The sequence below is a fragment of the Methanoculleus sp. UBA208 genome, assembly GCF_002498065.1.
Lineage (GTDB): Archaea > Halobacteriota > Methanomicrobia > Methanomicrobiales > Methanoculleaceae > Methanoculleus.
On sequence record NZ_DAFZ01000055.1, the window covers coordinates 1 to 11,054 of the forward strand.

Genomic DNA, 11,054 nt, shown 5'->3' on the forward strand with positions numbered 1-11,054 from the left:
CCTCCGCTGTCCCCTCCCCCCATGGCGATACTCCCTCGAAATCCGTATCCGGGGCGCGATATTCTGAAATATGACCCGCTGAAGGGGTGATGGACGGAACATCTGGAGCATGAGGGGCCATCAGACTTCGAGATGCGACGCTTCGTTAGAACCTGAGCAGGAGCACTCGAAGGTGCAAGTGGTGTAACCTTAGCGGGACCCAGCGACGGGGTTATGTGTTCGGGACAAACCAGACCCGCAGACCCGGAACCGTTTCCCGGGACACCACGGCATACAAAAAAACCAGATCGTTCATATCCCCCGGCGATGTATAGGAAAAGTATGCCCGCAAAGAGCGAATTCGGCAGAGGGTTCGTCGTCAACCTGACGCTGCTTTCACGGCACTTCGGCCTGCCCCCCGAGAAAGCCTTCTATGGCGCCGCGGATCACCTCAACGACTTCATCGTGCCGGAGCAGTTCCGGGGAACCGAGATCGAGGAACTTGTCGAGCGCCTCCGCAAGATGATGATCTGGCACCAGCCCGGTACCCTGGACAAGGAAGATGCTGCCGACGTAAAACGGCTCCTCAACCGGCTCGCGATCGCGGTCGACAGAGAACTCGGCATACCCGATCCCGATACGGGAAAATACGATTGACGGGAGCGCGTGCTTCCCTGCCCGGGACCGGGATCGGACGGGACGCCGGGGCTTCCCGGGCACGCCTGCGCTGGAGCCCCATCAAACCGTAAAGCAGCAAGATAACCTCAAAACAGGGAATTTCCCGGAGCCATACAATATAAGTGGTCATAAAACCAATATATACTGTGAATTTTGCTGCGATTCAGGACACCGCTTGTTCAGCGGAGGTCACAGATGACTGATACCTACGATGCTTCACACATCACGGTACTGGAAGGCCTGAGGCCTGTGCGGGAACGTCCCGCCATGTACATCGGCAGCACGGATAGCCGGGGGCTGCACCACCTGGTCTACGAGGTCGTGGACAACGCCGTAGACGAGGCGCTCGCCGGGTTCTGCGATCTGATCCAGGTGGTCATCAACCGGGACGGCTCGGTCTCGGTTGATGATAACGGCCGTGGCATTCCGGTCGACCTCATGCCCCAGTACGGCAAGAGCGCTCTCGAGATCGTTCTCACCGTGCTCCACGCAGGCGGAAAGTTCGATAAGAACACCTACCAGGTGTCCGGCGGGCTGCACGGCGTCGGCGTCTCGGTCGTCAACGCCCTCTCGAGTTGGCTCGATGCAACGGTCTTCAAGGACGGCAACGTCTATGCGATGCAGTTCCGGCAGGGTCTGGTCGCAAAACCCCTCTCCAGCCGTCCCGAGACCGAGCACGAGATGGAGGCGCGGTACGAGGAACGCTATGGTGCCCGGGCCGGGCAGCCGCTCGACTACGAGCGGCTCCGGGGAACCCGGATCACGTTCCAGCCCGACCGGTCGATATTCGAGACCGTCGAGTTCGATTACGACGTGCTGGACCACCGGCTCCGCGAGCTCGCCTACTTAAACAGCGGCCTCACGATAGTCCTCCGGGACGAGCGCACCGGTGACTGCGCCACCTACTGCTTCGAGGACGGGATCCGGCAGTTCGTCGCCCATCTCGGCGAGGGGAAGGAGAGCCTCCACGACGATATCATCTACTTCCAGAAGCGCGACCCCGAGAGCATGGTCGAGGTCGAGGTCGCCCTGCAGTACAACAACTCATACTCAGAAACGATCTACACCTACGTCAACAGCGTCAACACACGGGAGGGCGGCACCCACCTCGAGGGGTTCCGGAGCGCCATCACCCGGGCGATCAACAGCGCCGCCCGCAGGAACAACCTCCTCAAGAACAACGACGCGCAGGTGAAGGGTGAAGACGTCAGGGAGGGGCTCGCCTCCGTCATCAGCACCCGGGTGGCGAACCCGCAGTTCGAGGGGCAGACCAAGATGCGCCTTGGAAACAGCAACGTCCGGGGCATCGTGGACTCGCTCGTCTACTCGTCGCTCATCGAGTACTTCGAGGAGCACCCCAAAACCCTCCAGGCGATCGTGGAGAAGGCGATGGCAGCCGCCCGGGCCCGGGAAGCCGCCCGGAATGCGCGCGAACTCGCCCGGCGGAAGAGCACGCTGGAGTCGACCGGCCTTCCCGGGAAACTTGCCGACTGCCAGGAGCGGGACCCGGCGAAAAGCGAGATTTACATCGTGGAAGGAGATTCAGCAGGCGGTTCCGCGAAACAGGGGCGGGACCGGAAGTTCCAGGCGATCCTCCCCCTGCGGGGGAAGATCCTGAACGTCGAGAAGGCATCGGAGCACAAGATCCTGAAAAACGCCGAGATCCAGGCGCTCATTTCCGCTATCGGCACCGGGGTCGGCGACAACTTCGACGCGGAACGGGCCCGGTACCACCGGATCATCCTGATGACCGATGCGGATGTCGACGGCGCGCACATCCGGACGCTCCTCCTCACGTTCTTCTACCGCTATATGGCGGGCCTCGTCGAGAACGGCTACATCTACATCGCCCAGCCGCCTCTCTACCGGATAGCGAGGGGCAAACAGGAGCAGTATGTCTACCGCGAGGAGGAGATGCGGGATATCCTCGCCGAGTGGGGCGAGAAAGGCGTCTCGATCCAGCGCTACAAGGGTCTCGGTGAGATGAACGCCGGGCAGCTCTGGAGCACCACAATGGACCCGGCGAACCGGATCCTCAAACAGGTGAAGATCGAGGACGCCGTCTACGCAAACGACATATTCGAGAAACTTATGGGAGAGAATGTGGACGCCCGGAGAGATTTCATCCGCCGGCATGCAAAGGAGGTGAGCAACCTTGACATCTGAAGGGGTTGTCCCGATCAACATCGAAGAGGAGATGAAATCGTGCTACATCGACTACGCGATGAGCGTGATCATCGGCCGGGCCATCCCCGACGTGAGAGACGGCTTGAAGCCGGTCCATCGCCGCACCCTCTACGCGATGTGGGAGATGGGCAACACGAGCGACAAGCCCTACAAGAAGAGCGCCCGTGTTGTCGGAGATGTGATGGGTAAGTACCATCCCCACGGCGATTCGGCCATCTACGATACGCTGGTAAAGATGGCGCAGCCCTTCTCCTACCGCCACATGCTGGTGGACGGACAGGGAAACTTCGGGTCTATCGACGGGGACTCCGCCGCCGCCATGCGATACACGGAGGCCAGGCTCACGAAGATCTCGGAGGAGCTCCTGGCCGACATCGACAAAAAGACGGTCGATTTTGTCCCCAACTTCGATGAGTCGCTCGAGGAGCCCAGTGTCCTCCCGGCCAGGGTTCCAAACCTCCTCGTCAACGGGTCGAGCGGGATCGCCGTCGGCATGGCGACGAATCTGCCGCCCCACAACCTCCGGGAGGTCTGCGAGGCGACCTGCCGCGTCATCGACGAACCCGGCATCTCCACGGAGGAGCTGATGCGGATCATGCCCGGGCCGGATTTCCCGACCGGCGGGATCATGATGGGCACCGCAGGCGTCCGGGACGCCTACCTGACCGGACGCGGGAAGTGCGTTGTCAGGGGCGTCGCGGAGATCGAGGAGGAGGGCCGGACACCGCAGATCGTCATAACCGAGATCCCCTACCAGGTGAACAAGGCACGCCTGATCGAGCATATCGCCTCCCTCGTCCGCGACAAAAGGATCGAGGGGATCGCCGACATCCGCGACGAGTCCGACCGTGACGGCATGCGAGTCGTGATCGACCTTAAAAAGGGCGCCGCGCCCCAGGTGATCCTGAACTTCCTCTACAAACACACGGCGCTCGAGTCCTCCTTCGGCATCATCAACCTCGCGATCGTCGACCGCCAGCCCCGCACCTTAAACCTCAAGGAGATCATCCACGAGTTCCTCAAGCACCGGGTGGACGTGGTCCGGCGGAGGACCGAGTTCGATCTCGCGAAGACCGAGGAGCGGATGCACATCCTCCGCGGCCTCCTCGTCGCGCTCGACAACATCGACGCGGTCATCGCGACCATCCGGGCTTCCGGAACGACCGAGGAGGCGCAGCAGGCCCTGGTGGCGAAGTTTGCACTGGACGAGGTGCAGGCGGACGCTATACTGAAGATGCAACTCCGGAGGCTTGCGGCGCTCGAACACCAGAAGATCCTGGACGAACGCGATACCCTTGCAGCGGAGATCGAGCGGCTCACCGCCATCCTCGCAAGCGAAGCGAGCATCCTCGCCGAGATCAGGAAGGAGCTCGCCGAGATCGGTGTGCGCTACGGCGATGAGCGGAGAACCCGGATCGCGCACGCAGTCGAGGCGCTCGACAAAGAGGACCTCATCGAGGACAAACCGATGCTGGTCTCGCTCACCTCCTCGAATTACGTGAAGAGGATCGACCTCGACACCTACCGGAACCAGCGGCGCGGCGGTCACGGCGTCATCGGCATGGCGATGAAGGACAACGACGGCGTCGAGAGGGTCTTCGTCGCGAACATGCACGACAACCTTCTCTGCTTCACCAACAGGGGGAGGATGTACTGGCTGAAGGTCTACGACCTCCCCGAGGGGCAGCGGGCGAGCAAGGGCAAGGCCCTCGTCAACCTCTTAAACCTCGCCGGCGAAGAACGGGTGACCGCGGTGATCCCGGTCAGGGAGTTCCGGGCCGACCGCTTCCTCTTCTTCGCGACGAGGGGAGGAACGGTCGCGAAGATGGCGCTCGACGAGTTCTCGCGGCCCCGGCAGACCGGGATCAACGCCATCAACCTCCGCGACGGCGATGCGCTGGTGGACGTGAAGGCGACCGACGGCAACCAGGAACTGATCCTGACAACGAAGTTCGGGCAGAGCCTCCGGTTCCATGAGGAGGCCGTCCGCCCGGTCCACCGCAACGCGATGGGGGTGCGGGGGATCAAGCTCCGCCACGGCGACGCCCTGCAGGCGGTATCGGTGGTCGAGGACGACCACCTCCTCACCATCACGGAGCAGGGCTACGGGAAACGGACCGATTTCGATGAGTTCCGCGGTCACGGCAGGGGCACGCTCGGCGTGCGGAACATCGTCGTCGACGCCCGGTCGGGTAACGTCGTCGGGTCGATGGCGGTATCCGACGACGACGAGATCATCGTGATGAGCGCGTCCGGCATCGTGATCCGGACGAAGGTTTCCGAAATCTCGATCCAGAAGCGTGGCACCCGCGGGGTCCGGATCATGAGGCTCGACGACGGTGACCGCGTCATCGGGTTTACGATCCTGGATACCGAGGAGAACGTGGAAGAGGCGTAAGCGCCCGTCTCCTCTCTTTCTGCACATTTTTTTTCGGGTTCCTGCGTAGCCTTCACCCTCAGAATTGACTGTTTTGATACCCTGCCACATAGAGAAACTTGCTGCACTAAATGGGAAGATATTTACCCAATAAGAGAAGGATGTGTTACATAGAGACATTATGAAACAGAGAACCTATCTCATCTGTGTTTTCCTGGTGGCGGCCGGCCTGATCCTTGCCCTCGGGTTCGGCCTGACGTCCGCAAACGTGATCGTCCCGGTCGTTGCCGTCGTCGTCGGCGTCGGCATCCTGGCCCTCTGCCGCCGCAGCGTGACCGAAGTCACGGAAGACGAACTTTCCACGATCCTGCACGGAAAAGCGGCGCTCAGCGCACTTGAGGTGACCATTATCGTCGCTGCGATCGGGTTTGCGGTGCTGATGACCTTCTCGTTCAACGGTGGGACCGGATCGACCCTGCATACCTACGACAACGGGTCGATCCGTGTCTCCTATGCGGTACTCTCCGCTCCCCCGGACTCGAAACCTCTCTACGAGAACTTCTGCCTCATCCCCGATGCGGCGAACCTGACCGGCGACGATCTCCTCGCCTTCGACGAGATGTTTGCCGAAGGCCACCGCATCCGTGATACGACCCGCGCGTTCGGTGTAGCGCTCGGCGCGGTCACGGTGCTGCTGACAGCACTGTATGGAGCGTTTTTGTGGCATTACAACAGAAGGTACGGAACGTAGAGCCGATGAAGAACAAGATCAAGGTCTTTCGCGCGATGCACGACATGACCCAGGAGGAACTTGCCGATGCGATCCGGGTCACCCGGCGGACGATCAACTCCATCGAGCGGGGGAAGTACAACCCCTCCATCGAGGTCGCCTACAGGATCGCGAAGACCTTCGGCGTCACCATCGAGGAGGTCTTCTGCTTCGAGGACGGCAAGGATGCGGAGGCCGGGCGATGATCCGCTGCGACCGCCTGACCAGGGTCTACAACGGCATCCCGGCCGTGGACGACCTCTGCCTCGAGATCCCCGCCGGCGAGGTCTTCGGGCTGCTCGGCCCGAACGGCGCCGGCAAGAGCACCACCATCCTGATGCTCGTCGGGCTCATCCAGCCGACCTCGGGCGCATGCTTCATCGACGGGGTCGAGGTCGCCGCCCACCCGATCGAGGTGAAGAAGAAGATCGGCTACATGCCCGAAGACGTCGGGTTCTACGCCGACCTCACCGCAGAAGAGAACCTCGACTACGCGGCGAGGTTCTACGGGCTGAAGGAGAACGAACGAAGAACACGGGTCGGCGACCTCCTCGCCCTCGTCGGGCTGGACGGTGTCGGGACGAAGGTCGGCGGCTACTCGAAAGGGATGCGGCAGCGGCTCGGCCTCGCCCGGGCCCTCGTTAACGATCCCGCCGTCGTCATCCTCGACGAGCCGACGGCAAACCTCGACCCCCGGGGGGTGCTGGACTACCGCCGGATCGTCAGGGAACTTGCCGAACGGGGAACGACCGTCCTCGTCTCCTCGCACATCCTCCCGGAGGTGAGCAAAGTCTGCACCTCCGTCGGGATCCTGGCACGCGGCAAACTCATCGCGTCCGGCGACCGGGAGATGCTCTCGCGCGCCGCGCTGCAGGACCGGGTGACGATCGACGTCGAGACCATGACCCCGATGCCCCGGCTCGACAGCCCGGAGATCCTCTCCGCGGAGTATTCGCAGGACGCCTGTTCCGCCCGGATCGTCGCGAAGAACGATATCAGCGCTCTCATCGCAGAGACCCTGTACGCCGAAGGTATCCTCCCCCGGCGGCTGGCGGTCGAGAAGCCCGACATGGAGGATATTCTGCTCTCGTACTACACGGAGGGAACCGCATGACCGCAACCGGACTGCGCATCATCGCGGGCAAGGAGTTCTCCGACCATCTCCGGAGCAGGCGGTTCCATCTCCTCTTCGCGATCCTGGCCGTCGTCGCCGCCGTCGGCATGATCACCGGAGCGGTCCAGTACTCAAAAGACCTCTCCGACTACAACGCGGTCCAGATGATCGCGGAGGGTGACGACGACCCGACGCTCGCCGGCAATCTTGCCGGGATGAAACCCTCCGTCCTTTCGGCATACTCCCAGATGGGAATGCTGATGGCCGGTATCGGCGTGGTGCTCGGGATCGCGATGGGATTCGACCTGGTGACCCGGGAGAAAGAGAGTAAATCCCTCAAAAGCCTGCTCGCCTACCCGGTGTTCCGCGACGAGGTGATCAACGGAAAGGCCCTCGGGGGCGTCGGCGCAATCGCGCTCGCGATGGGGGTCGTCCTGATCGTCTCCGTTGCAATCATGGCCCTGTTCGGCATCGTCCCGAACCTCGACGAACTGGTACGCATCCTGGTCTTCGGGGTGGCGTCGTTCCTCCTCGTCTTCACGTTCTTTGCCCTCGCCCTCCTGATGTCGACTGTCTCGAAGGACAGCGGGAGCGCCCTGCTGTACTCCCTGATCGTGATGATCGTCCTCTCTTCGTTCGTCCCGATCTTCGCGTACACCCCGGTATACTCGGCCGTCTTCGGCGACGCCCCCACCCCGCCGGGCATGTCCACCTACTCCTACCAGCAGAGTTCTTCGGCCTATATGGTGACGACAACAAAAGTCGGGGTTCAGGCATCCGACACCATAGACCCGGAAGCCCTCGCGGAGTACGAGCGGGCATCGAGAGAGTACATGAATCAGAAACGGACGATCACCGATATCGTCACGCTCGTCTCGCCTACCGGCAACTACCAGACGATTCTCGGCGCCGTATCGCAGCCTGCAGGGGATAGTACCCCGTGGCTCGGAAACCTCCTCGGCGCCCTCGCCTGCAACGTCATCGCCCTGCTCGCAATGCCCGCGGCCTTCTTCGCGCTGGCATGGGTCCGGTTCATGCGGGAGGATATCCGGTGACCAAAACCCCCTCATGGCCGGACAAGCCGGGCGTAGTGCTCATCATTCTCCTTGCCGGGCTGGGGGCGGCGACGGTCTCGAATCTCGGCGGGAGGGAGGTCGCCGTCTATCTAATGGCGGTACTGGGGGTAATGAGCGCAATCGTCGTGTACTTCAATGCGACGGCGATCGGTGCCCGGGCAAAGACCGAACGGCTCCGCGACATCGAGACCTGGAAGCCGGCCTCGTGGGCGATCTGGGTCGTTATCTTCTGACCGTTCCTGCCGTATTATCTCTGGAAGCGGAGCGCTCTCCGGCACCTCCCTCTTAAAAATAGGTTAAAATTCCGGTTTTCTGAAGTACTTCAGCGCCTCCGGCCGGTGCCGCTCAAGCTCCGCGAAGAAGTACTGCGAGAGTTGCGGGTCGGAGTCGTTGATCGCCTGCTGCAGGGTGCGCATCAGCCACCCCCGGATCTCCTGGCCCGCATCAAGCGTATTCATCACGACAACGACCGCCTCGTCCACATCCTGTCTGTCGTTCCATCGATAGGGCATAAACACCATCTCCGGAGGGGAAATACCCGCCTCGCCTATAAAGCGTTTACGGCGAGCACACCCCGGGCAGCCTCTCCGCACCGGGAACCGTCCCCGTAACGTGCCGGATCCCGGCACCCTGCACCACCGTCGCTTTCCGCGGGTTTTATCCGGATGAGAGACAACAGGATGCCTGGATGAGGTTGTCCATAATGTTTCGTACGACAATTAAGGTAGATACGCACGGGGAGGGGGAGATCGTCAACCTCACGCCCCAGATAGCGCAGGCGGTCGCCGAGAGCGGCGTGCGAGAGGGCCTCGCAAACGTCTTCGTCGCGGGCTCGACCGCCGCCGTCACCACCATCGAGTACGAGCCCGGGGTGCTCTCCGATCTCTCCCGGGCGCTCTCGGTCATCGCCCCGGCCGATATCCCCTACGCGCACGATGCGGCATGGGGCGACGGCAACGGACGGTCCCACGTCAGGGCGGCGATCGTCGGCCCGTCACTCTCCGTTCCGGTCATCGCCGGTGCGCTCGCGTGCGGCACCTGGCAGCAGATCGTCCTCCTGGAACTCGACGTGCGGTCGAGACGCGAAAGAACGGTCCACGTCACCGTCACGGGCTGAACGCCGCAAAATTGGGTGAGACATACGGCTTCGGCTGCCGGAGGGCAGGGTGCGGCGCCAGGACGGCAACCCCGGATAGTATCACCCTGCTTTCGGTCTTCGCCGGAATAGTTCAGGAAGAATTGGTTAATCGAGAGGTAACGTTTCGAGTTGAGATACCAGTTCCCAGATGCGGGTCCGTGCGTGGACCGGCATGTTCGGGTCGTTGCTGATCTCGTCGATCATGGAGATTGCGGTTGCGGCGCGAAGACCAATGCTCCTGGATTCGTCCTGGAGGACCGATTTGGTCGAGTCTGCGACGCGTCGGATATTGCGTGGAATGGTGGAATCCTCACTGATATTCTGCAGCATCTGGATGCAGATCCGTATTGTTTCGTCTGGACTTGCCATTAGAATTACCCCTCTATTATTAATGGCATCCAGACATATATAAGTTCATTAAGGGAGTTCAACGAAATGACGGCTGATCAGGCTGACGAAGTCATGGCCGGGTACCTCCTCAAGGGAGGAAAGATGCTCGCTAAATCCTGCAAAGTCTGCGGCTATCCTCTGTTTGAGTATAAGGGAGAGACACAGTGCGTCGTCTGCCCGCTTGCTGCGTCACAAGAACCTCTTCCCGAACCCGAGCCCCCTGCACCGGCCCCGGAGTCCGGACAGTCTTCCGCACCGGCGGCGGCCGCCCGGGAACCGCAGGGCGAGGCTGCCGCGGAACTCGAGCGGACGATCGTCCATCTCTGTGAGCGCATCAGGGGCGAGCAGAGGCCCGACGAGTGCCTGGCCCTGATGAAGGCGGTTAAAAAGGGCGCAGAAGCCCTCGCAACACTGGGTCAGCGGTAAGATCTCCGGGCAAGATCCCATATCGCACGGGCGGTCTTTTCCCCGATCCCGTGCACCGCCGCCAGTTCCTCCGGTTCGGCATCGACGATCGCCTTGAGCGAGCCGAAGTGTTCGAGGAGGAGACGTGCGCTTTTTAAACCGACGTTCGGAAACGCAGCGAGCGCGTACTCCTGCTCTTCACGAACCGAGCGGTATGATTTCTTCGGGTGCACCTTCCGCTCTCCCCGCTCGCTCCCCTCCCGCTGTGCGAGGACGTAGAGCGTCTCGGCGGTGTCGTCCGCGTCCCGCGTGCGGATCAGCGCGACACCCATGTCGACCGTTATGGCGGCAAGCGTACCCCGGACGGCGTTCGGGTGGATATTCCTCACCCCGTAGAGGTCGTCCTCTCCTTCGATGATCAGGACGGGGCGCGGCACCGCGTCGGCCATCGCCCTGATCTGCCCGAAGAGGTCGCGCTCGACGAGGGTGTTCATGAAGTCCTGCACGGTTTTGCGCTCGACGAGGATACGGTCGCCGATGGCGTAGTCGCCGAACTCGAGGCGCTCCAGCGTGATCGACGCCCCGAGTTCGTGCAGGCGCCCGGCGACCCGCGACGACGTCTCCCGGTCGTCGACGGTGATCGCCGGGCCCGCGGGGGCAAACGAGAGGAAGTCCACCTGTCTGGTGGCGGCCGGGACAGACGGGGCGGGAGCGGGTGCGGGCGCGGTGCTCATGCTCCTGATTCCCGTCACCATCGCCCGCTCCCGGGTCTGGCTCACGTACCGGAACGTCTCGTCAGACGTGCCTTTCGTCACCAGCACGACGATTGAACCGCTGCCGCTCCTTCCGGTCCGCCCCTTCCGCTGGATGCTCCGGATCTCCGAGGGGACGGCCTCGTAGAAGATCACCATATCGGTCGAGGGGACGTCGAGCCCCTCCTC

At 62.3% G+C, this 11,054-nt stretch carries 13 protein-coding genes; 10 read left to right on the forward strand and 3 right to left on the reverse strand.

Annotated elements, in window-relative coordinates:
• The first annotated feature begins 321 nt into the window (after nucleotides 1–321).
• The 8 genes from BRA62_RS05715 to BRA62_RS05750 all read left to right on the forward strand — a co-directional run bounded on the left by BRA62_RS05715 (nucleotide 322) and on the right by BRA62_RS05750 (nucleotide 8,413).
• Nucleotides 322–636, forward strand: a complete 315-nt coding sequence (locus tag BRA62_RS05715; protein ID WP_292365592.1) for a hypothetical protein — start codon at nucleotides 322–324, stop codon at nucleotides 634–636.
• A gap of 216 nt (nucleotides 637–852) precedes the next feature.
• Nucleotides 853–2,823 carry a DNA topoisomerase (ATP-hydrolyzing) subunit B gene (gene gyrB, locus BRA62_RS05720; RefSeq protein ID WP_292365594.1) on the forward strand — a complete coding sequence of 657 codons (1,971 nt, stop codon included), beginning with the start codon at nucleotides 853–855 and terminating at the stop codon, nucleotides 2,821–2,823.
• The gene (gyrA, locus tag BRA62_RS05725) at nucleotides 2,813–5,242 is read left to right on the forward strand and encodes a DNA gyrase subunit A (RefSeq protein ID WP_292365595.1); all 2,430 of its coding nucleotides are present in this window, start codon (nucleotides 2,813–2,815) and stop codon (nucleotides 5,240–5,242) included. The genes gyrB and gyrA overlap by 11 nt, the downstream gene beginning before the upstream one ends.
• Before the next feature lie 160 nt (nucleotides 5,243–5,402).
• A complete protein-coding gene (locus tag BRA62_RS05730; RefSeq protein WP_292365597.1) occupies nucleotides 5,403–5,972 on the forward strand; it encodes a DUF2178 domain-containing protein in 570 nt (189 codons plus the stop codon).
• A gap of 5 nt (nucleotides 5,973–5,977) precedes the next feature.
• Entirely contained in the window at nucleotides 5,978–6,196 is a 219-nt protein-coding gene (locus tag BRA62_RS05735; RefSeq protein WP_292365599.1) for a helix-turn-helix transcriptional regulator, read from the forward strand.
• A complete protein-coding gene (locus BRA62_RS05740; RefSeq protein WP_292365601.1) occupies nucleotides 6,193–7,104 on the forward strand; it encodes an ABC transporter ATP-binding protein in 912 nt (303 codons plus the stop codon). Before BRA62_RS05735 ends, BRA62_RS05740 begins: the two co-directional genes overlap by 4 nt.
• Entirely contained in the window at nucleotides 7,101–8,159 is a 1,059-nt protein-coding gene (locus BRA62_RS05745; RefSeq protein ID WP_292365603.1) for an ABC transporter permease, read from the forward strand. The genes BRA62_RS05740 and BRA62_RS05745 overlap by 4 nt, the downstream gene beginning before the upstream one ends.
• 35 nt (nucleotides 8,160–8,194) lie before the next feature.
• Entirely contained in the window at nucleotides 8,195–8,413 is a 219-nt protein-coding gene (locus BRA62_RS05750; protein WP_292365604.1) for a hypothetical protein, read from the forward strand.
• Between the two features lie 63 nt (nucleotides 8,414–8,476).
• Here BRA62_RS05750 and BRA62_RS05755 read toward each other — a convergent pair whose 3' ends face one another.
• Nucleotides 8,477–8,701, reverse strand: a complete 225-nt coding sequence (locus BRA62_RS05755) for a hypothetical protein (protein WP_349680541.1) — start codon at nucleotides 8,699–8,701, stop codon at nucleotides 8,477–8,479.
• Nucleotides 8,702–8,883: 182 nt separating this feature from the next.
• Between BRA62_RS05755 and BRA62_RS05760 the strand changes: the two genes are divergently transcribed.
• Entirely contained in the window at nucleotides 8,884–9,297 is a 414-nt protein-coding gene (locus tag BRA62_RS05760) for a secondary thiamine-phosphate synthase enzyme YjbQ (RefSeq protein WP_292365606.1), read from the forward strand.
• A gap of 126 nt (nucleotides 9,298–9,423) precedes the next feature.
• Here BRA62_RS05760 and BRA62_RS05765 read toward each other — a convergent pair whose 3' ends face one another.
• A complete protein-coding gene (locus tag BRA62_RS05765) occupies nucleotides 9,424–9,687 on the reverse strand; it encodes a UPF0147 family protein (RefSeq protein WP_292365608.1) in 264 nt (87 codons plus the stop codon).
• A 66-nt stretch (nucleotides 9,688–9,753) separates the two neighbouring features.
• Between BRA62_RS05765 and BRA62_RS05770 the strand changes: the two genes are divergently transcribed.
• Nucleotides 9,754–10,134 (forward strand): Sjogren's syndrome/scleroderma autoantigen 1 family protein, encoded by a 381-nt coding sequence (locus tag BRA62_RS05770; RefSeq protein WP_292365610.1) that lies wholly within the window; start codon nucleotides 9,754–9,756, stop codon nucleotides 10,132–10,134.
• On the opposite strand, the gene BRA62_RS05775 is transcribed toward BRA62_RS05770, so the two are convergent.
• Nucleotides 10,125–11,054, reverse strand: a 930-nt coding sequence (locus BRA62_RS05775) for an ERCC4 domain-containing protein (protein ID WP_292365611.1), incomplete at its 5' end; no start/stop codon positions are given. The two genes, BRA62_RS05770 and BRA62_RS05775, sit on opposite strands and share 10 nt — an antisense overlap.

Excerpts from the sequence above, each read along its gene's own strand:
- BRA62_RS05755 (WP_349680541.1), bottom strand. The coding sequence starts at position 8,701 with ATGGTGTTTATGCCCTATCGATGGAACGACAGACAGGATGTGGACGAG.
- BRA62_RS05760 (WP_292365606.1), top strand. The coding sequence starts at position 8,884 with ATGTTTCGTACGACAATTAAGGTAGATACGCACGGGGAGGGGGAGATC.
- gyrB (WP_292365594.1), top strand. The coding sequence starts at position 853 with ATGACTGATACCTACGATGCTTCACACATCACGGTACTGGAAGGCCTG.
- BRA62_RS05765 (WP_292365608.1), bottom strand. The coding sequence starts at position 9,687 with ATGGCAAGTCCAGACGAAACAATACGGATCTGCATCCAGATGCTGCAG.
- BRA62_RS05770 (WP_292365610.1), top strand. The coding sequence starts at position 9,754 with ATGACGGCTGATCAGGCTGACGAAGTCATGGCCGGGTACCTCCTCAAG.
- BRA62_RS05735 (WP_292365599.1), top strand. The coding sequence starts at position 5,978 with ATGAAGAACAAGATCAAGGTCTTTCGCGCGATGCACGACATGACCCAG.
- BRA62_RS05740 (WP_292365601.1), top strand. The coding sequence starts at position 6,193 with ATGATCCGCTGCGACCGCCTGACCAGGGTCTACAACGGCATCCCGGCC.
- BRA62_RS05730 (WP_292365597.1), top strand. The coding sequence starts at position 5,403 with ATGAAACAGAGAACCTATCTCATCTGTGTTTTCCTGGTGGCGGCCGGC.
- BRA62_RS05715 (WP_292365592.1), top strand. The coding sequence starts at position 322 with ATGCCCGCAAAGAGCGAATTCGGCAGAGGGTTCGTCGTCAACCTGACG.
- BRA62_RS05745 (WP_292365603.1), top strand. The coding sequence starts at position 7,101 with ATGACCGCAACCGGACTGCGCATCATCGCGGGCAAGGAGTTCTCCGAC.